This window comes from Tsukamurella pseudospumae, assembly GCF_001575195.1.
Classification (GTDB): domain Bacteria; phylum Actinomycetota; class Actinomycetes; order Mycobacteriales; family Mycobacteriaceae; genus Tsukamurella; species Tsukamurella pseudospumae.
Genome location: NZ_LSRF01000044.1, coordinates 12,954 through 36,331 on the forward strand (window position 1 = coordinate 12,954; position 23,378 = coordinate 36,331).

The following is a 23,378-nucleotide window of genomic DNA, read 5'->3' on the forward strand; positions in this document are numbered from 1 at the left end:
GCGTCGGCTCGCCCCGCACCGCCGCACGGTTCGGGTGACCTCGCTGTAACACGGTCGCCCGCTGCCGGAAACATCCGACCGGCACCGTGGTGACATGGACGTCGAGACTGTGTGCGGGTACTGCGGGGTGGGCTGCGGCCTGACGCTGCAGGTGCGCGACGGTGCGGTGGCGAAGTCCGTCGGCACCCGGCACCATCCGGCGAACCGGGGGCGGCTCTGCACGAAGGGCAGCACGACCGTCGACCTGCTCACGGCGGGCGGGCGGCAGGCCGGAGCCGAACTTCGCGAGCATCGCGACGACGAGCGGCGGCCGGTCGCTCTCGACGAGGCGATCGCGGCCACCGGGCGGCGGCTGCGCGAGATCCGGGACGAGCACGGGCCGGACGCCATCGCGCTGTACGTGAGCGGGCAGATGACACTGGAGGCGCAGTACCTGGCGACCAAGCTCGCCAAGGGCTACCTGCGCACCCGGTGGATCGAGTCGAACTCGCGGCTGTGCATGGCCAGCGCGGGAACCGGCTACAAGCAATCGCTCGGCGCGGACGGCCCACCCGGCAGCTACGACGACCTCGACCACGCGGACGTGTTCCTGGTGATGGGCGCCAACATGGCCGACTGTCACCCGATCCTGTTCCTGCGGCTCATGGACCGGGTCAAGGCCGGCGCGAAGCTGATCGTGGTCGATCCGAGGCGGACCGCCACGGCGGCGAAGGCCGACCTGCACCTGCCGATCCGCCCGGGGACGGACCTGGCGCTGCTCAACGGTCTCCTCGCACTGCTGGTCGAACAGGGCCGGATCGACCGGGGCTTCATCGATGCGCACACCGAGGGCTGGGAGGCGATGCCCTCGTTCCTCGAGGACTACCCCCTCGACCGCGTCGCCGAGGTCACCGGTCTCGACCCGGCCGACATCGCCCGGGTCGCCGAGCTGATCGGCGGGGCCGAGAACTGGACCAGCCTGTGGACCATGGGCCTGAACCAGTCGATCCACGGTACCTGGAACACCATCGCTCTCTGCAACCTGCACCTCGCCACCGGCGCGATCTGCCGCACCGGCTCCGGCCCGTTCTCGCTCACGGGGCAGCCGAACGCCATGGGCGGCCGCGAGATGGGATACATGGGCCCCGGCCTGCCCGGCCAGCGGAGCGTCCTCGCCGAGGGCGACCGGGTCTTCGCCGAGCAGACCTGGGGGCTGCCCGCCGGATCGATCCGCACCGAGGTCGGGCAGGGCACCGTCGACATGTACCGGCAGCTGGCCGACGGTTCCGTCAAGGCCGCATGGGTGATCTGCACCAATCCCGTGGCGTCGATGGCCAACCGTTCCACCGTGATCGACGCGTTCAAGACCGCGGAGCTGGTGATCGTGCAGGAGGCGTTCACCGGGAACGACAGCGCGGAGTACGCCGATATCGTTCTGCCCGCGGCACACTGGGCGGAGACCTCGGGCGTGATGATCAACTCGGAGCGCAACCTCACCCGCACGGCGGAGGTGACGGCGCCGCCCGGCGACGCGCTCCCGGACTGGAAGCTCATCTGCCTCGTCGCCGCCGAACTCGGCTACGGGGACGCCTTCGACTTCCCCAACGCGGCAGCCGTGTTCGAGGAGCTCAAGCAGTTCCACAATCCCCGCACGGGGTGGGACCTGCGCGGGGTCGACCACGCGCGGCTCGAGCGCGGCCCGGTGCAGTGGCCCGCCGCGCCCGGCTGCGACGACCGCAACCCGATCCGCTACCTGGACCCCGATCGGGGGCTACGGTTCGCCACCCCGTCGGGCCGGGCACAGTTCCTCCCCCGGCCCTACATGCCCCCGGCCGAGCTGCCGGACGACGAGTACCCGCTGATCCTCACCACCGGTCGCCTGGCGCACCAATGGCACACGATGACCAAGACCGGCAAGGTCGCGAAGCTCAACAAGCTCAACCCCGGCCCGTTTCTGCAGGTGCACCCCTCCGACGCCGAGCGCCTCGGGGTCAGCACCGGTTCGCGGGTGCGGGTGTCGAGTCGCCGCGGCGGCGCGACCCTGCCGGTACAGGTCGAGGACGGCGTCCGCCCGGGCGTCTGCTTCGCTCCCATGCACTACAACGACGCGTTCGGCGAGGAATCGGCCGTGAACGCGATCACCAACGACGCCGTCGACCCGGAGTCCCTGCAACCGGAATTCAAGGTGAGCGCTGTGGCACTGACCCCCGTCCCCTCCGAATCCCCCGGCACCGTGGCCGCCGGGGCCGCCGCCGACTCGTCGGCTTCCCCGATCTCCGCGGCCCTCGGGGCGTACGCGAGCGGGCCCGGCGAGCTCTCCCCGTCCGAGTCCGGCTTCCTCGGCGGCCTGTTGGCGGGCCTGAGCGCCGCACCGCCGAGCGGCGTACCGTCGGTCCCGCCGACCGCACCGCTGGGGCCGATCGCGCGGGCGTGGCTGGAGGGGGTCCTCGCCGGCGTCTACGCGGGGCCCGCGACGTTCCCGGCGCCGCCGTCCGGCGAGGAGGCGACGACCATCGGCGCCTCACGAACGGTCACGCTGGTGTGGGCCTCGCAGACCGGTACCGCCGAGGGGTACGCGGAGGAGTGCGCCGCCGCGCTGACCGCGGCCGGGATGGCGCCCCAGGTCCTCGGGGCGGAGCAGATATCGCCCTCACGACTGACGGGCACGGTCCTGTTCCTGGTGGCCACCACCGGCGACGGCGAGGCGCCCGACAACGGCGTCGCGCTGTGGGATGCGCTGGCGGCGGCCGAACCCGGCGACCTCGGCGACCTCGACTACTCCGTGCTCGGCTTCGGCGATCCCTCGTACGCGGACTTCTGCGGTTTCGCGCGCAAGCTGGACTCGCGACTGCAGCACCTGGGCGCCGATCGGATCGCGCCCAGGGCGTCGTGCGATCCCGACTACGCCGCCGCCGCCGCCGCGTGGCTCGCGACGGTGACCGCCGCGCTCGACCGATCCGCGGACGCCGGCACGACCGAGGCCGCACCCGCGATTCCCGCGGGTTCCGCCTCCGCGCCGTCCTACTCGAGGAACAATCCGCTCCGCACCGTGCTGCGCGAGTCCGCCGCGCTGTCCGGCCGCGGATCGGCGAAGGACGTACGCCGCTTCACCTTCGCGCTGCCGGAGGGAACACTGTCGTACCGTGCGGGTGACGCCCTCGGCGTGTGGCCCGTCAACTCGGGCGCCGTGGTGGAGGAGTTCTGCGCCCGCACGGGTGTCGATCCCGAGACCGACGGCCTCGCCCGGAGGAATCTCACGCAGATCACGCCGGACGTCCTGCGCTTCGTGGCGGACAACTCGCCGCGCGCCGAGGACCTGCGGGCGATCATCGACGAGCCGCGGCACTTCGCGGACTGGGCCTGGGGGCGCCAGCTAGCCGACCTGCTGACGGCGCACCCCGTCGAGGTCGATCCCACGCGCTGGCTGGAGTTGCTACGCCCGTTGACACCTCGCCTGTACTCCATCTCGTCGAGCCCCAGGGAGGATCCCGGGGCGGTGTCTGTGACGGTGTCCGTCGTCGGTTTCGAGCATGCCGGCGTCCGCCGGGCCGGGGTGTGCTCCTCGCATCTGGCGACGCTCGTCCCGGGTGCCGAGGTCGACCTGTTCATCCAGCCGACCCGGGCGTTCCTCCCACCGGAGGATCCCCACGCCGCGGCCGTGATGATCGGGCCCGGCACCGGCATCGCGCCGTTCCGAGGATTCCTCCACGACCGGGCGAAGGCCGGCCACGACGGCGGGAACTGGCTGTTCTTCGGCGAGCAGCACGAGGCCACCGACTTCTACTACCGCGAGGAACTGGCGGACCTGCAGGAGTCCGGCGGCTTGACCCGGCTGGACACCGCGTTCTCCCGCGACTGCGCGGAGAAGGTCTACGTCCAGGACCGCATGCGCGAGCACGCCGCCGAGCTGTGGGACTGGATCCGGCGGGGCGCGTACATCTATGTGTGCGGCGACGCCGCACGGATGGCCCGCGACGTCGACGAGGCACTGCGGGGTATCGTCGCCGAACACGGTCACATGGCGCCGCGCAGTGCGGACGCCTACGTGGCAGCACTCTCGGCCGAACGGAGATACGTGCGTGACGTCTACTGACCACGACGACTCCGCCGCTCGGATCGACGCGGCGATCATCGTGGCCGGCGGCGAGGGACGCCGCCTCGGGCTGGACAAGCCGGAGCAGACGGTCGGCGGACGCCGACTCCTGGACGCCGCTCTCGACGCTGTCGCGGGCGCCGTCGTCGTGGTCGTCGGACCCCCGCGGACCGTCCCACCCGGCGTCGTGGTCACCCGCGAGACCCCTTCCGGCGGCGGCCCGCTCGCGGCCGTGGTCGCCGGGCTCGACGCCCTTCCCGCGGGGGTGCGGACGATCGCGGTGCTCGCCGCGGACCTGCCGGAGGTGGACCGCGGCACCGTCAGTGCGCTGGCCGCGCTCCGGGCACGAACGGATGCCCCGGTCGTCCTCGCCGAGGACCCCACCGGACGCGTCCAGTACCTCCTCGCCGTGTGGGACGCGCAGGCCCTGCGCTCCGCCGTCGCCGGAGTCGGCGACCCCACCGGCCTGCCGCTCCGCGCGATCGTCCGAGCCGACCCGCCACGGTTGCGCTCCGCCGTCACCGATGTCGACACCCCCGAGCACCTGCGCCTCGCGCGCATCTCGCCGACGGCCGTCCGACGGACGCTGCGCCGCACGCTCCCCGTCCTGCCTGCGGTGCCCGGCCCGCTCGTCGACGGCGCGGTCCTCGCGGAGCCCCTCGTGGCCGCCGCCCCGTTCCCGCCCTTCGATCAGTCCGCCATGGACGGTTGGGCCGTCGCGGGCCGGGGGCCCTGGACCGCCGTCGACGGTGCCGTCGTCGCCGGACACGACGCACCCCCGATCCGGCACGGCGACGCGGTCCGCATCGCCACCGGCGCTCGCCTCCCGGCAGGCGCCGAGCGCGTGATCCGCGACGAGCAGGTCATCCGGGACGGTGACGTTCTGGCCTGCGACGCGCCGGCACGCGACGACGTCCGGCGGGCCGGATCCGCCTGGCGGACGGGCGAACTGCTCGCCCCCGCGGGCACCGCGGTCGGCCCGGCGGTGACGGCCCTCGCAACCGCGGGCGGCGTGGCGAGGGCGCTCCTGCGCGGTCCGGTGCGCGTCGCATTGCACACCTCGGGCGACGAGGTCGGCGCTCGTGGCGAGCACGGGCTGCCCGAGACCGCCGCGGGCCCGGTCGCAGCTCTCCTGACCGGCTTCGGCGCGCGAGTGACCCGCGCGCCGCACCTCGCGGACACCCCGGAGGCCTTCGTCGCCGCGCTCCGACAGGGCGGAGCGGACGTCGTGGCGATCATCGGCGCCACGGGCCGCGGCGCGGCCGACCGGCTGCGCGGAGCCCTCGAGGCGGCGGGGGCCGTGCTGCACGTCGATGGCGTCGACGTGCGCCCGGGCGGATCGATCATCGTCGCGACGGTGGCGGGCGGTCCCGTCGTGCTCGGCCTCGGCGGCAACCCCATGGCGGCGCTCCTCGGCGCCGCACTCCTCGGGCGACCGGTGTGCGAGACGCTGACCGGGGCGGCGCCCCGGCCGGAGGACCTCGTCGCGCTCGCCGACCCGAATCCGGATCCGCGATGGCGGATGCTGCCCGCGGAGCCGGACGGCGCCGGCCGCTGGCACGTCCCGGGTTCCGTGGCGACCGGACACCTCGGCGACGCGGTGGACCACCGCGCGATCGTGCTGTTGCCGCCGCTCGCCCGGGTCGGTGACCTGGTCGAACGCCTCGTCTGACACCGCGGGTCCGTCACCTCACCTCCGCGCCGCGCGCGCCGTGAGGATCCCGTGACGGGGCCGCAACGCGCGGGCACCTCGCGGCAACACCGCCTCCCTACCGTTCGTGGCAACGGGTTCCCAATGCAGAGGAGACGGATATGACCGCACCCCGCACCGTCGTCGTCATCGGCCACGGCATGGTCGGCCACAGGTTCGTCGAAGCCCTCCGGGCGCGGGACGACGCGGGCGCCTGGCGCGTGGTCGTGGTCGGCGAGGAGGCGGACGCCGCATACGACCGCGTCGGACTGTCGTCCTACGTGGGGGTGTGGGAGCGCGACCGGCTCGCGCTCGCGGGCAACGACTACGTCGGCGACGACCTGGTCGAGCTCCGCACGGGCGAACGTGTGACCGGCATCGACCGGGCGGCGCGGACGGTCGTCACGGACCGTGGATCGGTGGCCTACGACGCCCTGGTCCTGGCCACGGGGTCCTACGCCTTCGTGCCGCCGGTGCCCGGCCACGACCTCCCCGGTTGCCACGTCTACCGCACCCTGGACGACCTCGACGCGATCCGGGCGGACGCGGACGCCGCGCTCGAGCGCGACCCCGGCGCCGTCGGCGTGGTCGTCGGGGGCGGCCTGCTCGGGCTCGAGGCGGCGAACGCGCTCCTGTCCTTGGGTCTCAAGCCGCATGTCGTGGAAGTCAATCCACGCCTGATGCCGCAGCAGGTCGACACCGGCGGCGGCGAGCACCTGGCACGGATGATCGGAGCCCTCGGCATCGACATCACGCTGAGCTCCGGCACCGTCGACATCAGCCCCGCGGACCACGGCCTGGCGATCACGCTCAAGGACGAGTCGGTCGTCGATGCGGCGGTCGTGGTGTTCGCGGCCGGCGTCCGCCCGCGCGACGAGCTGGCACGCGCCGCGGGTCTCGACCTGGCGGAGCGCGGCGGCGTGCTCACCGACCTCGGCTGCGTCACCTCCGATCCCACGATCCACGCCATCGGTGAGGTGGCCGCGGTCGAGGGGCGCTGCTACGGCCTCGTCGGGCCCGGCTATGCGACCGCCGAGGTGGTCGCCGACCGGCTGCTCGGCGGCGACGCACGGTTCCCGGGTGCCGACATGTCCACCAAGCTCAAGCTGCTCGGGGTCGACGTCGCCTCCTTCGGCGACGCGCACGGCACCACCCCGGGAGCGTTGGACGTGGTGGTCAGCGATCCGATCGGCGGCACCTACGCGAAGCTCGTGCTGTCCGACGACGCCTCGACGCTCCTCGGCGGCGTGCTCGTCGGCGACGCATCACAGTACGGCCTGCTTCGGCCGCTGGTCGGGTCGGCACTGCCCGGCGACCCGGTCTCGCTGATCGCACCCGCGGGTGACGGTGCGCCGGCCATCGGCGTCGGCTCCCTGCCGGACGACGCCCAGATCTGTTCCTGCAACGACGTTTCCAAGGGCGCGCTGTGCGGCGCGATCGCCGCCGGCGCATGCACCGTCGCCGAGCTCAAGGGCTGCACCAATGCCGGCACCTCCTGCGGCTCCTGCGTCCCCCTGCTCTCCCAGCTGCTGGAGTCCGAGGGCGTCACCGTCTCGAAGTCCCTGTGCGAGCACTTCTCCCAGTCGCGCGCCGAGCTGTTCGAGCTGGTCCAGGCGAGTGGGATCCGCACCTTCTCCGGACTCATCGAGCGGTTCGGCACCGGTACCGGCTGCGACCTGTGCAAGCCGACGGTGGCGTCGATCCTCGCCTCCACGAGCTCCGACCACATCCTCGACGGCGAGCAGGCGTCGCTGCAGGACAGCAACGACCACTTCCTCGCCAACATCCAACGCAACGGCACCTACTCGGTGGTGCCCCGCATGCCCGGGGGCGATGTGACCGCCGAGCAGCTCATCGTGATCGGCGAGATCGCCCGCGACTTCGGTCTGTACACCAAGATCACCGGTGGCCAGCGGATCGACATGTTCGGCGCGACGGTCGACCAGCTGCCGTTGATCTGGCGGCGACTCGTCGACGCCGGGATGGAATCGGGCCAGGCGTACGGCAAGTCGCTGCGCACGGTCAAGAGCTGCGTGGGCAGCGACTGGTGCCGGTACGGGCAGCAGGACTCGGTGCAGATGGCCATCGACCTCGAGCTCCGGTACCGCGGGCTGCGGTCCCCGCACAAGATCAAGATGGGCGTCTCGGGCTGCGCCCGCGAGTGCGCCGAGGCACGCGGCAAGGACGTCGGCGTCATCGCCACCGAATCCGGCTGGAACCTCTACGTGGGCGGCAACGGCGGCATGACGCCCAAGCACGCGCAACTGTTGGCCGGCGACCTCGACTCCGAGACACTGATCCGGTACGTCGACCGGTTCCTCATGTACTACATCCGCACCGCCGACCGACTGCAGCGCACCGCTCCGTGGGTCGAGAGCCTCGACGGCGGTATGGACCGCCTGCGAGAGGTCGTGATCGACGACGCGTTGGGCCTGGCCGCGGACTTCGAGGCCACGGTCGCCCGCCACGTCGACGGCTACGGCTGCGAGTGGAAGGGCGTGCTGGACGACCCCGACAAGCTCGCCCGGTTCGTCTCCTTCGTCAACGCCCCCGGCGCCCCCGACCCCACCGTCGACTTCGGCGAGAAGAACGGGCGCAAGGTGCCCGTCCTGCTCGGCGCCAGCCCGTCGATGCCCCTGCGAAAGGACCGCGCATGACCACCACGCCCTTCGACCTGCACCGCTGGACCCGCGACTGGACCGCCGCGTGTGCCGCCGCCCGGCTCGAGCGACTGCGCGGCGTCGCGGTCCTCCTGCCCGACGGCGCCCAGGTCGCCCTGTTCCGCCTGGCCGACGACAGCATCCGCGCGGTCGGGAACGTCGATCCGATCGGGCGGGCCGCGGTGCTCTCGCGCGGCATCGTCGGGGACCGCGGCGGCTTCCCCGTGGTGCAGTCGCCCCTGAAGAAGCAGGCGTTCAGCCTGCTCGACGGCCGCTGCCTGGACGCGCCCGGCGTGTCGATCCCGGTGTACGACACCAGGATCTCGCTGGACGGCACGGTGTTCGTGGCGAACTCCCCCGAGGTGGCGTTCGGCTTCCGCCGCGGCGCCGTCGCGCTGTGATCGCAACACCACTAGTGTCTGCTCCGGACGAGGTGAAGGAGTCAGGCGATGTCGAGTCACGGCGACGCATCGGTTCGGCCGCCCGAACAGGGGCAGCTCACGGCGGGACAGGTCAGGTTCCTGGTCGGCTCGGTCGCGCCTGAGGTGGACGTCCGCGCCGCCGCGGGCCGTCCCTACGGGCGCCTCAGCCCGACGGCACTTCAGGTCGGCACCGACGGGTCGGTGCACCTGGCCGCCTCGCCGAGCGCAGTGGACGCCGACGCCCACGCGGCACCCGAGGTACTCGGCGGCGCGGAGCCCACCGTCCGGTCCGAGGTCTTCTCCCTCGCCAGCACCAGCTACTCCCTCCTCACCGGGCACCCGCCGAACCCGTACGGTTTCGCGACGGTGCGCCGGGCCCGCCCCGATCTCGATCCGCGCGTCGACGGTGTGCTGGCCCAGGCCACGGCACGCGGCCCGGAGTTCCGCTTCCCGACGGTGACCGCCTTCGCGGACGCGCTGGGGGCGGCGCTGGGTGTGCCGGCCGAACCGCTCCGTCCCGTGCCGCCTCCCGGTTCGACGGGTCAGTGGGCGGCGATCCCGGCACCGCTGGCGGCCGGCGGACCTCCGCCGCACCCGGCGTTCGCCGCCCAGTCCGGTCCGATGCCGGCGACCACGCCCCCTTCGCGAACCGGCAGCCGTTTCAGCGGGTTCGAGGTGTCGGAGACGACGCTGTCCATCGCACTGCTGTTCCTCGTCATCCTCGTCGGCGCGGGCTGCCTGTCGCTGTTCCTCATCGTCTAGATCGCACCGATCGACGGCGCGGCACCTCGACCTCGATCAGGGAAGCGTCTCGACTGCGGGCCGAACGGCGGGAATCGCCAGTCCCGCGTGGCTGCGGCGCAGGCACGCGAGCCGGACGACGGACGGGTGCAGGCCCAGCGGCTCCGCGACCACGTCGGCGCCGGAATCCCGCAGCCGCTGCTGGAACAGTCCCTCCGCCAGGAGGTACGACGCGACGGCGACGGACGGCGCACCGTCGGACCGCAGGCGCGAGACGACCTCCTGCACCGCGGGGTAGCCCTCGCTCTGCTGGCTCGGGGCGGCGAAGGCGATGGAGACCCGGGCGCCGACCAGCGCCGAGAGGGCGGCCGCGATGCGCCGGAGTTGCCCCTGCGCGTGCACATCGCGGGTGCCGGCTGCGGCCATCACCACGGCATCTCCTCGCCGCCAACCGGATTCGAGGAGCCTGCCGAGCATCGCGCGCGCCAACTCGGGGGACGGTCCGAGCGCCTCGGTGACGGTGACGGATCGGTGGCCGGACTCGGCGACCTCCCTCGGGAGATCGTGGCGCACGTGGTAGCCGCTCGACAGGAACGCCGGAACCACGACCGTCGGCTCGTCGCCGTGCTGTGCGAGCACCTCGCTCGGCGTCGGCCCCAGGACGTCCACGAAGGCCACCCGGACGGTTTCCCGGAGTCGGTCCGTCATCGCCGCTGCGAGGTCGCCGATCATCGCGACACCGTGCTCGCTGCGGGTGCCGTGCGCCACGAGCAGTGTGCCCATCTCAGCGCTCCTCGACTGCGAGACGGTAGCCGCGCTTGACCACCGTCGCGACGATCTCCTTGTGGCCCAGCCCCGCCCGCAGCCGCGCGACGGCGGCCTCGACGGCGTGCGGGTCGTCGCCACCCAGGGCGGCGAGCAGGTCGTCGCGCGAGACGACCGCGCCGGGCTCCCGGGAGAGCAGCCGCAGCAGCACGATCGACGTGGGCGTGAGCTCGCGGTCGACACCGTCCACGACGGCGCCGCGCGCGCGGATACCGAGCGCATGGCCGGCGACCGCGAGATCCGGCCGGCGTTCGGGGAGGTCCTGCTCCACGAGACGCGCGAGCGCGCCCAGCCGCATCCGCTCCGGCGTGACGGACGCGATGCCGGCACGGTCGAGCGGCGTGGCGGTGACCGGTCCCACGCAGTACGGCACCACGGCGCCGGTCAGCGCTCCGCGCAGGGCCGCGCCGAGACCCAGCTCGGCGGCGCGTTCGAGGACGGAGGCAGCGGCCGGCGCCGAGGTGAAGGTGACGGCGTCGACGGCGCCGGTCGCGATGGCCTCCACCACCCGGTCGAGCCCGGTGAGGTCGTCGGGCTGTTCCCAGCGGTAGACGGGGACCGGAACGATCTCGGCGCCCAGCGCACGCAGGCCCTCGAGCAGGCCCGGGTTCGGGTCCCACTCGTCGGTCGCTCCGTGCAGTTGGACGGCCACGCGCCGGCCGGTGAGGTCCGTGCCGCTGAGGTGACTGAGCACCTCGGCGGAGGATTCCGACGGCGGCGACCACTCCTCGCGCAGCCCGGCCGCCCGGAGGGCGCCCGTGGCCTTGGGACCGCGGGAGATGACCCGCCCTGTTCCGAGGGCCGCGAGCAGCCGCTCCGCGACGCCCCAGCCCTCGGCCGCCTCGAGCCAGCCGCGGAAGCCGATGCCGGTGGTGGCCACGAGCAGGTCCGGGGTGTTCTCGAGCAGCTCCTCGGTCGCGGCGCGGAGCCGCTCGTCGTCGGACAGCGGGACCATGGCGATCGCCGGTGCCGCGATCACGGCTGCGCCGCGCCGCTCGAGCAGGGTTGTCAGCTCGTCGGCGCGGCGCGCGGCCGTCACGGCCACGGTGAATCCGAGGAGGGGGCGTTGCGGCGCCTCTGTCATCGGAGATCCGTCCTTCCACGCTGTGGTCATCTGGTGTCGGCACTGCTGAGAGCGTCGTCGCGATGCGTCTGTGCGATGGTCCCATGCCCGCGCGGCGCGGGCGTACGCACGTACACCGTCCAGGTGACCGCGGCTGCCACCACGTAGAACGCGCCGAACACCCAGAATGCGACGGTGGCCGTGCCGTACGACTGGTACGACGAGCGCAGGACCAGGTTGATGCCCACCCCGCCGAGGCCGCCGATGGCGCCCGCGATGCCGATCACGGCCCCCGACATCGCTCGCGAGTAGTGCGTGCGCGTGGCCTCGTCGCCGTCGATCGAACGCGCCTTCGCTTCGAAGATCGACGGGATCATCTTGTAGACGGACCCGTTGCCCAGGCCGCTGAGCAGGAACAGCGCGATGAAGCCGACGATGTACGCCGCGAGCACCCCACCCGACGGTGCGCCGGAACCCGCCGTGGTCGCCGCGGCGATGAGCACTCCACCCGCGGCGATCATCCCGGCGAAGACGTACAGAGTGACTCGGCCGCCGCCGAGCCGGTCCGCCATCTTGCCGCCGTAGACCCGGGCGATCGACCCGAGCAAGGGCCCCAGGAAGGCGATCTGCGCGGCGTGCAGCGAGGCCTGCGCGGCGGTCTCGCCGCCGGCCTTGAACGTGGCCTGCAGGACCTGCCCGAAGGCGAAGGAGAAGCCGATGAACGAGCCGAAGGTCCCGATGTAGAGCAGCGCGACGATCCACGTGTCGCGATCCCGGGTGGCGGCCCGCATCGCGGCGGTGTCGACGGTCGGGACCTGCAGGTTGTCCATGAACAGCGCCGCCCCGATACCTGCGACGGCCAGCAGCACGAGGTACACCGCACACACCCAGTAGGGCTGGCGGTCGCCGACGGTCGCGATGACCAGCAACCCCACGAGTTGCACGGCCGGCACGCCGATGTTGCCGCCGCCCGCGTTGAGACCGAGCGCCCACCCCTTGAGCCGCTGCGGGAAGAAGGCGTTGATGTTGGTCATCGACGAGGCGAAGTTGCCGCCGCCGAAGCCGGTCAGCGCCGCGCACAGCAGGTAGATCCACAGCGGCTGCCCCGGATTCGCGAGGATCACCATGGTCGCGACCACCGGTACCGCCAGTACGAACGCGCTGAAGATCGTCCAGTTCCGGCCGCCGAAGCGGGCCGTCGCGAGGGTGTACGGAATCCGTAGGCACGATCCGACGAGCGTGGCGGTCGCGCCGATGAGGAACTTGTCGGCGGTGCTCAGGCCGTACACGTCCTGCGGCATGAAGAGGACCATCACGGACCACAGGGACCACACCGAGAACCCCACGTGTTCGGCGATCACCGACCACAGCAGATTCCGCTTGGCGATCCGCTCACCGCCCGACTCCCACTGCTGCCGGTCCTCCGGATCCCACTCGGTGATGGTGCGAGCTCGCGTCATGTCCGACCTCCGGTGCCTCGACGACTTCTGGTCGGATCGACGCTAGGAGGCCCGTGTTGCGGTGCCGATTCGCTCGGTGTCCGCCGGATGAACTCGACCTCACACCGCGGGAGGCGGCGACGTGAGGGACGGGGTGGGATGATCTCGGGGTGATTCCGGCGATCGTGATCGGGGCGGGAGCCTTCGTCGTATGGTGCCTCCTCTCGGGACGCATGGACGCTGGGGCGTCTCGGCACCGCTGGTGATGGTCCTCGCCGGCGCGGCACTGGGCATCGGCGCCCACGGCGCGATCGCCCAAGCGCTCAACACCGGGGCCGCGCAGCGGGCCGCCGAGATCATCCTGGCCGTGCTGCTGTTCGCGGACGCCACGCATGTTCGGGGTTCCCTGCTCGGCCGCCACCCGCGGCTCGTGGTGCGCTCCCTGCTGATCGGCCTCCCACTGAGCATCCTGCTCGCCGCCGCCGTCGGCTGGCTTCTCCTCCCCCACCTCGGGTGGCCGGTCGTGGTGCTCGTCGCGTGCGTCATCGCGCCGATCGACTTCGCATCGGCACCGTCGTTGCTGCGGGACCGACACGTGAGCCCGCGCGTACGCGACGTGCTCACGGTGGAGTCCGGCTACACCGACGGCCTGGTGACGCCGGTGTTCCTGTTCGCGCTGTACTGGGCGGGCCCCGCACACGGCGATGACGACCCCGCACCCGCCCTGCTCGCCGCCGCACCGCAGGCGCTGCTCGCGCTGGCCGTGGGCGCCGCGCTGGGAGCGGCGATCTCACTGGGCGTGACGTACACCGTACGGCGCGGCCTGTCGACGGACAGCGGCCGACGACTCGCGCTCGCGGCAACGCCGCTCGTCACCTACGCCGCCGCGGTCGGCTTGGGCGGGAACGGCTTCGTCGCGGCGTTCGTGTGCGGCATCGTCTACCGCCTGCGGCGCGGGGCCGAGACGGCGGACGACGTGCGTCTCACCGACGACGTGGGCTTCCTGCTCACCGCCGCGATGTGGTTCGTCTTCGGCTCCGTGGCCGTCGTGGGCCTGTTCGACGGGGTGGACCGGCGCGCGATCCTGTTCGTGGTCGCGGCGCTGACCGCGGTGCGCGTGCTGCCCACCGGGGTCGCGATGCTGCGCAGCGGTCTCCCCCGCCGGGAGGTCCTGGCGCTCGGCTGGCTCCGGCCCCGCGGCACCTCCACGATCGTGTTCGCGCTCATCGCGTTCAACACGCTGCCGGACGGACCGGTCGCCGATCTGACGCTGTCGGTCGCCGTGCTCGTGGTGTTGGGCAGCGTCGTGCTGCACACCCTGGGCGCCCCGGTCGCGGTCGCGAACCACGATCGGCGGGTCCGCCTCCGGTCGTGATCGACCGGTCGTGATCGACCCGTCCGTGAACGACCGCGGCCGGCACCGTCGAGCCGGCAGGCACCCGGTCCGTCAGAAGTCCGGCGCGCCGCCCACCGCCGCCGGCTCGCGCTCCCTCTCGACGCGCTCCCCCTCGTCCTGCCCCAGCTCCTCGCCCCCGAAGTCCCCGACCACGACGACCTCACGGTCCGAGCCGTCCCCGCCGATCTCGGCGTCGCGCTCCCCGGCCGACGCGTCCACGGCCGCCGACGGCGGCGCCATCTCCCGGTACGGTTCGCCCTTGCCGACGTACTGGCTGGCGCACATCCGCAGGTTCAGCCCGATCGCGTCGGCCTTGAGGTCGAGCGAGCTGTGCCGGTTGCCGTCGGTGCCGTTGAAGGTCTCGTGCTTGAGCTCGCCGTGCACGATCACCGGGCGCCCCTTGGCGATCACGGCGCGCGCGTTGCGCGCCAGCGCGCCGAAGGCCTTGACGTTGAGCCACAGCGTCCCGGTCTGCTTCCACTCGCCGTTCTCGTCGAGGTAGCCGTTGTTCGCGGCCATCGCTCACAAGGTTAATATCTGCAGTTCAGTGACTATCGACGAGCCGTAGAACATCTTGCGTGCCAGATATGTGCCAGAGAGCAACGGAGTTCGGGCCGCGCGCCACGCCGAAGGAATCCCTGCGGAACGAGTTGACGACACCTGTCACTTGGGGCAGCGTAGTCCGCAGGCCGCGAGTCCGAGCGCGACCGTCGCCCCTCGGAGGGCGTCGCAGGCACCGTGCCAGGCATCCGCTGGATCGCCCGCTATCCCGCCTCGGAGGGGATCTCAGCGGGGAAGGCCCCAGCATCACTTCAAGTGATGCCTGGAGGCACACCGCATGACCAGCTCGAATCTCCCCCACCGCCGACCCGCTGGCGCCCACCGCATGAGCTGGCACACGCCGGCCGCGCTGGTCCCGCCCACCATCGCCGGCATCCCCGCGCAGGCCGTGAACGTTGCGGTCGCGGCGGCGATGCTCGGGATCAGTGACCGCTCGATCCGCCGGATGATCGATTCCGGCGACCTTCCGGCCCGCAAACTCCCGACCGGGAGCCTGTCGATCCGCGTGGCCGACCTCGACGCGGTGGGCGACCCGATCGGTCCTCGTATCGGCCCCTGAGGCGTGCGGGCTGACCGCCGCGGCGCAGGGCGCCGCACCGGTAATCCGGCAAGAACTCGCAGAACTCTCGTAAGGAGCCCCACAATGTCCAGCACATACACCACCTTCATGATCACCGCGGCGTACCGGATCGGCGCACGCAAAGTCATCGCCGAGACCGGCGCCTCCTCGGCGGAGATCATCCTCGCCACGTCCTACGCCGGCGCGCTCGTCCTCGCCCACCGCACCGGCGTAGCGATCAACACGATGCTCGACGCCGACGCGAACACGCACCCCGTCGTCGACGAGGCTGTGCGGGCCCTGACGGTCGAGCAGGCCACCCGCATCCAGCAGCTCGTCGACGCTGAGTGGCCGCGCATCGGGGAGGCGGGAGCCGCAGCTGCCGCACACGACCGCGCCGCCGTCGAGGCCGAGATGAAAATCGTCGCAGCCTAACCGGCAGGCGGGATATGGCATCGGCCACGCGTCGGTGTCGGGCCCGGTCCGCCGGACGGCGACCATCCCGACACGGAAGACGGCTCCCAACATGAGCAACATCGACCAGATCCTCGCCGAGCCCCTCGACGCGACCAGCTCCCCCGAGGGCGAGTTCGGCGTCACCGCGGGCATCATCGCGAGGAAGCTCGCAGCGAGGACATCCTCGTCGCCTGGACCACCGACGGCGGCTGCCAGGAGTGCCACGCGGAGGGCAACGGCGACTGTCTCGGTTTCCCTCACCTGACCTGGTTCAACGGCGGCTGGCAGACCGTCGGCCAGTGCGGCACCTGCGCCTCGTACCGGGGCGCGCACGCCGACTGGAAGCGACAAGGACGGCCTGGAGGGCAGGATCGAGGCCATCCGCGCCGTCGCTCCGAAGGATGCTCTCGCCATCTGACCGCCCTCTCCAACCGAACAGCCCGGTGCCGCGACGACGCCGGGCTGTTTGTGTGGTGGCGCTAGACCGACTGCACCGGAACGGATTACGCAGAAGGTTTCGACGAACCAGGACGCGGGGTGATACCCGCCCGCTCAACGGCTCAGCCGACCAAAGCGGAACCCCCGTATCGTAGGCGGACGAAGTCCTCGTTACTTCACTCTTGCGAAGGAATCGATCACCTGCGCGTCACGTTTCACCGTCCTTATCTTCGCGAGCCTCGGCAATCCGAAGTAATCGCGGTGCCGTTCGTGAGCGGCGTGGTAGCCCATGAACGCGAGGCGGGCGACCCGCGCCATCGTTTCGATACTGGTCCTCTCACCGATGCGCTTCCTGTCGGGCACCCGACGCGGCAATTCCACGAAGTCGAACATCGTCCTCATGTGAGGCTGCGCGTGCACCGACGCGGATAGCACCGAGTACACGATGTCGCCCGCCCGCATGGGCTGGCGCTTCGGGCGCTTGATCGCCTTGGTGCGCTCGAGCAGGCTGATGACCATCTCGCGCTCGCTGAACGGCGCAGGGTCGAGGTACGTCCTTCCGCCGGCCTTCACGTGCTTCACGCCGAGCAACGACGCCTGCGACAGCAGGGTATCGACCCGGTCATCGATCTCCGCCTCGAGATCCGAATCATGCTGCCAAACCACAGGGCGAATCTCGTAGAGGCTGTGTAGCTCGAAGTTGTGATACTTCACGATCCGTTGGGCAGTGCCGATACTTGGATCAGGGTCCAGAAGTGAGTACGCGAACGAGCTCGCCGCCAATACCACACGAGCAAGAGTGAAAACGCTGTGGGCGACCCGCTCGGTAGCGATCGACATGGCAAGGGCGCGCATGTGATCGTCGGCACGAGCGAGAAAAAATCCCGCCTCGGCCTGAAGATCCTCGACAGGGCCCTCCGACGCGGATCCGCGGAACTGTTCCTGATTGTCGAAGTCGGTGGCTGCTCGACTCTTCGGCCGATACGGCTGGCCTACGCTCGCGCGTGCCGTGTCGTGAGCCTCCACAAGGCGGAACAGCGCCTCCGACAACTCCAGGTACTCCTGGCCGACCTTGTACTCCTCGGCGTTCGGGTCGGGTGCTGGGTACACGACGACCTCCTCTCACCTCACATCGTGTATCTCGGAGGTTCGGCTACCTCCCGCGGACCTATTCACATTCGCACGGGCCACCGACATGCTGTGGTGTCGAGCCCCCCGGGGGGTCGATCGCGACCATGCGCTCCGGTGGTGCCGCCTTGGTGCCGTTCCTCCACATTCGCATGCCCGATACCGACTGCCGATTTCGCCACGATGCCCATGCTCGTGGACCACCCCAGACCGCGCCCCGGCACCGTCGGCTTCGGGATCCCCGTCGATGAGCAGGTGCCACTCCGCGTCATGCGCACACGCGCCGATGTCCTCGGCGGCACGGTCGCCCTGGATCCCGACGGGAACCACGTGACGATGCTGATCGCAGGCAAGTAGAATGGCGGCCGCCCTGGCGCTCGGCCGGGGACGTAGCACCTCACGTGCCAGCTCCCGGTCCGCATCGGCGGGCAGAAACAGCGGCGGCTCCGCGGCGAGAAGCAATTCAAGGTCCGCGAATTCCCCATCCCACGCTGCACCAGCACCGTGTGCGCCGGCGTCCACCCTCGGCAGGTGCTGCCCGGGCAGCGGCCATACGCGTGCCCGTACAGCGCGTCTGCGGCCAGGTCGATCACCTGCCCGTCCGGCAGCAGCCACCCGACGGTGCCGTCCAGCAGCTGCGCGGTCGGGACCAGCTCCGCCGTGAGCGCTGCGAACACACCGCCCCTGCCGAGGAGGTAATCGAAGTCATAGTCCGCGACCGTGCCATCCGCATGCGTGATCCGAATTATGGTTTGGCCGCGACTCTCGACCGCGACGATGGGCCACGGCACGGTCACCACCGTTCCCGCTCGATCGCTTCCACCGCCGCGGCGTGACGGCCGCATACCGTCACGAGCCTCTTCTCCTCGCCCAGCACCCGAACCTGGCCGAACCCTCCGCAGATCTGGCAGACGCGCATCGAGGCGCCCTCGGCGTCGAAGCAGAGATCTCGAATCTGCTGTTCTACAGCTTCTTCCGCCCGACCAACGTGAAGGTGAAGCATGCCCGTACCGATTCGGGACGTGAACTGCGCGTGCGGATCCAGGCTGGCGATGTCGCGCCGCAGTTGCCGGTACAGGGGCTGCCAGCCCGGCGCCGCGGCGATCCGGGTCCAGATGGTCGGCTCAGTCACTGCCCGCCTCCAACTCAGCGGCGCGGGCGATCACCCGGTGCGCCAACTCATCCTCGCCTCGCTGGTGCAGGTCTGACGTCGAGGACCAGAGGGCCCGACTGGTGAGCAGAGAGATGCGATCGAGGTCCGCAACCGTGAGGCCGATCCTCGCGGCCGCCTCCGGGGCGAGCGTGTCGAGGGCGCGATGCAGAGCGGCGGCGTTGTCCACGACGCGGTAGAGGGCGGCACGGCGGTCCAGCTCGTCGTGATCCATGCGTCGAGCCTGCCACGCACCTCTGACATACGCACCTGAATACCTTGAGCCTCAGGTCCACTCAACGCGCCGCGCGCCCCTCCCTCTGCCGGTGCGGTGCACCATCCGGGCCATGACCGATCACCCGCCCTTCCGCTACGCAATCCCCGATCCCGCCCTCCGCGCTGAGATCGCCTTCGCCCTGAGATCTGGCGAGGCCACCGCTTCCGAGCTCGCCGCCGCGCACGGGATCAGCGACGCGACGGTGCGCCGATACGCCACCGAGATCGACGTCGACCGCTGACTCCGCTCCCTTCCGGATCACGTGCGGAACGCGATGATCGCCGGCTGCCGCGCCAGTGGCCGGCGCCGGTGGGAGCGACAGTACGGACGCGGCGTTGTCGCGGCGGTGTTGGCCGAGCGCAGAGAGTGACTGACCGTGCTCTCCGCGCCGCGACACGCCGAAGGTATCGGTGCGGGATCCGGGGGCAAATTCCGAACCTGGAGGTCTAATCGGACAGCGCGAACTGAAACAACGGGAGGTGAGAAATGTCGAGAACGACCAATCGGATCGTCAAGGCTGCTGCCGCGCGAAAGGTAGGCGTGGCGCCACCTACGATCCAGCGCTGGATCGACCGCGGATTGCTGGCTGGCTGGAGGGTTGGCGGTCGCGTCTACGTGGACTCCGACGAGGTAGACCGCGTGGCCGCCGGTGAGCGGATGCCGATCACCTCGTAATCAACCCCCAGAAGGCGAAAGGGCCCGTGCGCCAACACGGGACCCATCCAAATCGCCGCCCCAACACCCTGCTCAAGATGGAAGGACATCACCATTATGGCACGCAAACCTGACTACACTTCTGCGGAGAGGCAGGACGCGCCGCACGGGCGGGCGCACCGCCACGACGCCCCTCTGCCCACCGTGCCGGTCCCGGTGCCGGGCGTCCCGATCACGTGCGTGCGGATCGACTGGGTCTACCGCGAGGGTCGCAGTACCTTGCGGCCCGCAACGCCGATGACATGCACCGAGTTCAACGAGGCGACCGCGGCATACGGCGCCACGGTGGACTGGACCGCGACGACCGCCGCGGCGCGGGCCTACGCCGCGGAGTTCGGCCTCGTGCTCGAGGTCGCGCCTGCGCGCCCGCGACTGGGCGTGGCCCGGTGAAGGCCGCCGAGCAGCTCCACCCCATGCTCACCGCGGAGGCTGCCGACGCCGCGTTCGCCGCATACCTCGCCGAGCGCCCGCAGGTGCAGCTCGACACCGCCGCCAGGCCGGTGCCCGGCTGGTGCGACTGCCCTCGCTACCGGATCGGTGACAAGCCGATCTTCCACAAGCACCGCGCCGGGTGCGACTCCACCAGTGAACCCGCCGAGGCGTTCACGTACGTCGGCACGGACCGTCTCATGCACCGCACCACGCTGCCCGCCCTCGCGGCGTGGATCCCGGCGCCGCCCGCTCCGCCTGCGGTGAACGCCGCGGTGAACGAGACGGTGATCCGGCGCATGGTCGCGCTCGGCTTCCATCTGGTGAAGCTGCGCGCGGGCGCGAAGCACCCTGTGGGTGCCGGCTGGAACGACCCCGCGGTGACGCCCGCGCTCACCGCCGAGGAGGCGATCGAGCACGTCGCGAACGGGGGCGGTCTGGGCGTCCTGCTCGGGCCGAGCCGCCTGATCGTGGTCGACGCCGAGAACGCAGCGGCGACCGTGGCGCTCAAGGCCGCGGGGCTGCGGCCGGTGCTGCGCACCGCGAAGGGCATGAGCCCCGTCTCCGCTGACCCGCGCGTGGATAAGCGGGGCGGGTCGCACATCTGGTGCCAGTACGGCGAGGACTTCGACACCTCGCGCCTGCAGAACCTCAATCAGCGCAAGATCGGCGACGGCGGCTTGGTCGACGTGTTGGCCGCTCCCGGTTCGATGGCGGTCGTCCCGCCCACCGCTCTGATCGAGGCCGCGGGCTGGTGGTACACCGCCGACGGCAACCACACCGTGTGGAGCGGTGAGCCACTGGACGCGCCGCCGGACTGGCTGCTCGACGCGGCGGTCGAGTGCCCCGCCGGGCTCGAGAGCATCCACGGTGGGCTGACTCCGGTCGTCCGCGGAGCGCGGGGCGCGGAGCAGACCGAGGCTTCGGCCGAGCTGAGCAGCGAGATCGACGCGGTGCCCTGGTCCGCGATCATGGAGCTCGATCCGCGGATCGAGGACTGGGGCGACCGCGACCCGTCGTGTGGAGACATCGAAATCCACTGGAACGGCGCCGATCACCGCCGGAGCGCCTGGATGCACGAGTGCGAGCGCGGGAACTACGTGCACATCGTCTCGGGCACCATGCTGGCGGCGCTGGGGATCGACGGCAAGGAGGCGACCCTGAGCAAGCTGCAGCTCGCGTGCCGCTTGCGGGGCGTCGAGACCACCGGCGCCGGGTTCCGTTCGACCGCCGAGCACTTCGGCATCGCGATGCCCTCCAAGTTCGGCGACTTCGCCGACACGATGGACGAGGCCGCCGAGCGCTACGAAGACCGCGCCGACGACCCAGAGCAGTGCACCGGTACCGCCGTCGAGCCGGACCCCGACGCCGAACCGGAGTTCGTGTGCCTGAACCCGCTCACCCGCCGCGTGAATGCGTGGCGCAAGGTGACGGCCGACCGGGACTACTGGCTCCGGCAGGCCTCGCAGTGCCGGCGCGTGGCAGCGCACCTGCGCAGCCGTGCACAGGCCACGCCACAAGGCGGCGAGACCTACCTCACCGAGCCGGTGATCGGGGCCGTCCCGCCGCAACCGATCCAGCAGCCGGCTGAGGTGGTACCGCCCGCTGCGACCGCGACGGAGGCCCCCGGCGTCATCGTCGACGCTGAGACCGTAGAGGTGCCCGGTCAGGCGGAACCGGCTTCGGGCACCGAGCTGGATCCCGACGATGCGATCGAGGGCGAGCTGGTCGGCGGGGTCGATACCGTCGAGCTGGAGAAGGAGATCCGCGATCTGCGAGGCAAGATCGTCGAGATCGAGGACCGGATGCTCGCACTCGGAGTACCTGCGGTGCAGCGCATCTGGGACCTCGCGGAGAGCGAGGGCGTGTACCCCCACGGCCTCGCCTGCGCCATCCTGCCCCGAGCCGTCTCCGGCATCCCGCCGAACGTGCTCCTCCCGGCCCGCAACCGCAGCACCGAGGAGAAGGTGATGGGGCAGGGCGTGAACATCTACGCGGTCAACGTGGCCGTCAGTTCGGCAGGAAAGGGCGAGACGGAGAATGCCGCCGACGCCGCCATCCCGCTCCGGCAGGGTGTCAAGCGGCTCGGGCTGGGCACGGCGGAGTATTACGCCAAGGAGTTGAGGGGCGTCGACGACGGCAAAACCGTCATCCACACCACGAGCATCCTCAACGTGATCGATGAGATGGACCAACTGAACGCGTACCTGAGCCAGCCGGGTAACAAGCTCCCAGGGTTCCTCACCATGGCGTACCAGAACGGTCAGGGCGGGCAGGGCACCAGCAACAAGGACAACTCTGCCGTGCTGCCGAAGCACGGTAGCCGGATCGGGTTCCAGGTGAACAGCCAGCCGGAGAAGATGGCCATCCTGGCCCAGCACAACGCGATCGGCGCAGTGGCGCGTTTCATCGTCGGCAACACTGGCCTCATCCACCCGGATGATGTCGGGCCTCTGTACGGCCTCACGGTCGCGCCGGTGATGGCGGACCAGAGCAGCCAGCCCTGGCACCACACCGGACACGTGGCCGATCCGCCGATCCCATGTCAGCAGCCGCAGAGCGCCCGCGCCGCTGCGGGCGCGGTGCCCGACATCACGAACATCGGCAACCACCGCACCGAGGAGGGCGAAGAGCGCAAGGGGCACGTCGGATTCGACGATGCGCCGCCCATCTGGGTGACACTGCCGGACCGCGCCGCTGCGGCGCTGCGGGAGTCGCACTGCCTCAGCGCGGAACTCGCGGCCGACCCGACGATGGCGCTGCGGGCGGAGGTGAGCGCTCACCGGGTCGTCACGATCCTCCACGCGTCGGTGGGCTTCGCCGTCCTCGACGGTGGCTACAGCCCAACCGATGAGCAGTGGGAGGCCGCGGAGCTGCTGGTGGAAGGATCGGACCTCGTGAAGGCGATGTGCAGGGCCTACATCGAGCTGGAAGCGCAGTCCTCCGCCTTCAAGGCAAGCAAGGTCAAGGGCGCCGGCAACGCCGGCAGCAAGGCCGCTGAGGCCGCGATCACGACGTCAGGCATCCACAGCGCGAAGAACGCGATCCTCAACCGTCTGCTGCGGGCGGGCGGGTCTGCGAAGCCGACCCAGATCCGCAAGGGCGTCACGGCGAAGCAACTGGCTGAAAAGGACAAGGCCGCTGACGGCGTGACGGGCGCGTTCGGCGGCCTGAGCAAGGGACAAAAGGCGTTCATGCACCCCGCATTCAACGTCCTCGAGCGTGAGGGGAAAGTCCATCTCGCCGCCGACGGACGCTGGGTACTCGGCCCCGACACGAAGCAGATCGCGGCGTAGCACCGCGGCGTACGAGCCCCGGCTGGAGTGGTGCTGGTCCAACCGGGGCTTTCACAACTCTG

The 23,378-nt window shown here is 71.1% G+C and carries 21 protein-coding genes; 14 read left to right on the plus strand and 7 right to left on the minus strand.

The features are described 5' to 3' along the window. Window positions 1-94: 94 nt before the first annotated feature. The 5 genes from AXK60_RS12975 (at window position 95) to AXK60_RS26470 (ending at window position 9,606) form a co-directional block, all read left to right on the plus strand. On the plus strand, window positions 95-4,072 hold the full coding sequence (locus AXK60_RS12975) for a bifunctional nitrate reductase/sulfite reductase flavoprotein subunit alpha (protein WP_068571561.1): 3,978 nt from the start codon (window positions 95-97) through the stop codon (window positions 4,070-4,072). Continuing rightward, window positions 4,059-5,744 (plus strand): NTP transferase domain-containing protein, encoded by a 1,686-nt coding sequence (locus tag AXK60_RS12980; protein ID WP_068571562.1) that lies wholly within the window; start codon window positions 4,059-4,061, stop codon window positions 5,742-5,744. Before AXK60_RS12975 ends, AXK60_RS12980 begins: the two co-directional genes overlap by 14 nt. 140 nt (window positions 5,745-5,884) lie before the next feature. Then, entirely contained in the window at window positions 5,885-8,419 is a 2,535-nt protein-coding gene (gene nirB / locus AXK60_RS12985) for a nitrite reductase large subunit NirB (RefSeq protein ID WP_068571563.1), read from the plus strand. Beyond that, complete coding sequence (gene nirD, locus AXK60_RS12990; protein ID WP_068571564.1) at window positions 8,416-8,823, plus strand: nitrite reductase small subunit NirD; 408 nt, start codon at window positions 8,416-8,418, stop codon at window positions 8,821-8,823. The genes nirB and nirD overlap by 4 nt, the downstream gene beginning before the upstream one ends. Before the next feature lie 48 nt (window positions 8,824-8,871). Continuing rightward, entirely contained in the window at window positions 8,872-9,606 is a 735-nt protein-coding gene (locus AXK60_RS26470; RefSeq protein ID WP_068571565.1) for a protein kinase family protein, read from the plus strand. A gap of 36 nt (window positions 9,607-9,642) precedes the next feature. Here the strand turns inward: AXK60_RS26470 and AXK60_RS13000 are convergent, their stop codons facing one another. The 3 genes from AXK60_RS13000 to AXK60_RS13010 are packed head-to-tail and all read right to left on the minus strand — an operon-like array spanning window position 9,643 to window position 12,933. Beyond that, window positions 9,643-10,368 (minus strand): sirohydrochlorin chelatase, encoded by a 726-nt coding sequence (locus AXK60_RS13000; RefSeq protein ID WP_068571566.1) that lies wholly within the window; start codon window positions 10,366-10,368, stop codon window positions 9,643-9,645. Between the two features lies 1 nt (window position 10,369). Further along, window positions 10,370-11,494 carry a uroporphyrinogen-III synthase gene (locus tag AXK60_RS13005; protein ID WP_139057935.1) on the minus strand — a complete coding sequence of 375 codons (1,125 nt, stop codon included), beginning with the start codon at window positions 11,492-11,494 and terminating at the stop codon, window positions 10,370-10,372. Between the two features lie 26 nt (window positions 11,495-11,520). After that, window positions 11,521-12,933, minus strand: coding sequence for a nitrate/nitrite transporter (locus tag AXK60_RS13010; RefSeq protein ID WP_068571568.1), 1,413 nt, complete (start codon window positions 12,931-12,933; stop codon window positions 11,521-11,523). A gap of 190 nt (window positions 12,934-13,123) precedes the next feature. Between AXK60_RS13010 and AXK60_RS13015 the strand changes: the two genes are divergently transcribed. Next, entirely contained in the window at window positions 13,124-14,287 is a 1,164-nt protein-coding gene (locus AXK60_RS13015) for a cation:proton antiporter domain-containing protein (protein WP_082778011.1), read from the plus strand. Window positions 14,288-14,359: 72 nt separating this feature from the next. Here AXK60_RS13015 and AXK60_RS13020 read toward each other — a convergent pair whose 3' ends face one another. Then, complete coding sequence (locus tag AXK60_RS13020) at window positions 14,360-14,827, minus strand: single-stranded DNA-binding protein (RefSeq protein WP_068571570.1); 468 nt, start codon at window positions 14,825-14,827, stop codon at window positions 14,360-14,362. Window positions 14,828-15,146: 319 nt separating this feature from the next. On the opposite strand from AXK60_RS13020, the gene AXK60_RS13025 reads away from it, so the two are divergent. The 3 genes from AXK60_RS13025 to AXK60_RS13035 all read left to right on the plus strand — a co-directional run bounded on the left by AXK60_RS13025 (window position 15,147) and on the right by AXK60_RS13035 (window position 16,149). Beyond that, window positions 15,147-15,428 (plus strand): helix-turn-helix domain-containing protein, encoded by a 282-nt coding sequence (locus AXK60_RS13025; RefSeq protein WP_082778012.1) that lies wholly within the window; start codon window positions 15,147-15,149, stop codon window positions 15,426-15,428. Window positions 15,429-15,512: 84 nt separating this feature from the next. Beyond that, window positions 15,513-15,863, plus strand: a complete 351-nt coding sequence (locus tag AXK60_RS13030) for a hypothetical protein (protein WP_068571572.1) — start codon at window positions 15,513-15,515, stop codon at window positions 15,861-15,863. A 91-nt stretch (window positions 15,864-15,954) separates the two neighbouring features. Next, entirely contained in the window at window positions 15,955-16,149 is a 195-nt protein-coding gene (locus tag AXK60_RS13035; protein ID WP_068571573.1) for a hypothetical protein, read from the plus strand. Between the two features lie 344 nt (window positions 16,150-16,493). Here the strand turns inward: AXK60_RS13035 and AXK60_RS13040 are convergent, their stop codons facing one another. Beyond that, complete coding sequence (locus tag AXK60_RS13040; RefSeq protein WP_068571574.1) at window positions 16,494-17,432, minus strand: hypothetical protein; 939 nt, start codon at window positions 17,430-17,432, stop codon at window positions 16,494-16,496. A gap of 213 nt (window positions 17,433-17,645) precedes the next feature. On the opposite strand from AXK60_RS13040, the gene AXK60_RS27000 reads away from it, so the two are divergent. Beyond that, window positions 17,646-17,807 (plus strand): hypothetical protein, encoded by a 162-nt coding sequence (locus tag AXK60_RS27000; RefSeq protein WP_175400012.1) that lies wholly within the window; start codon window positions 17,646-17,648, stop codon window positions 17,805-17,807. Window positions 17,808-18,243: 436 nt separating this feature from the next. Here the strand turns inward: AXK60_RS27000 and AXK60_RS13045 are convergent, their stop codons facing one another. Beyond that, entirely contained in the window at window positions 18,244-18,582 is a 339-nt protein-coding gene (locus AXK60_RS13045; RefSeq protein WP_068571575.1) for a hypothetical protein, read from the minus strand. Further along, window positions 18,575-18,835, minus strand: coding sequence for a hypothetical protein (locus AXK60_RS13050; protein WP_068571576.1), 261 nt, complete (start codon window positions 18,833-18,835; stop codon window positions 18,575-18,577). The genes AXK60_RS13045 and AXK60_RS13050 overlap by 8 nt, the downstream gene beginning before the upstream one ends. 112 nt (window positions 18,836-18,947) lie before the next feature. On the opposite strand from AXK60_RS13050, the gene AXK60_RS26475 reads away from it, so the two are divergent. The 4 genes from AXK60_RS26475 (at window position 18,948) to AXK60_RS13060 (ending at window position 23,316) form a co-directional block, all read left to right on the plus strand. Next, a complete protein-coding gene (locus tag AXK60_RS26475; protein WP_139057936.1) occupies window positions 18,948-19,118 on the plus strand; it encodes a helix-turn-helix domain-containing protein in 171 nt (56 codons plus the stop codon). Window positions 19,119-19,363: 245 nt separating this feature from the next. After that, window positions 19,364-19,552, plus strand: coding sequence for a helix-turn-helix domain-containing protein (locus AXK60_RS27945; RefSeq protein WP_082778013.1), 189 nt, complete (start codon window positions 19,364-19,366; stop codon window positions 19,550-19,552). A gap of 96 nt (window positions 19,553-19,648) precedes the next feature. Beyond that, window positions 19,649-19,981, plus strand: coding sequence for a hypothetical protein (locus tag AXK60_RS27005; RefSeq protein WP_068571577.1), 333 nt, complete (start codon window positions 19,649-19,651; stop codon window positions 19,979-19,981). Next, window positions 19,978-23,316 carry a bifunctional DNA primase/polymerase gene (locus AXK60_RS13060; protein ID WP_068571578.1) on the plus strand — a complete coding sequence of 1,113 codons (3,339 nt, stop codon included), beginning with the start codon at window positions 19,978-19,980 and terminating at the stop codon, window positions 23,314-23,316. Before AXK60_RS27005 ends, AXK60_RS13060 begins: the two co-directional genes overlap by 4 nt. The last annotated feature ends 62 nt before the right edge of the window (window positions 23,317-23,378 follow it).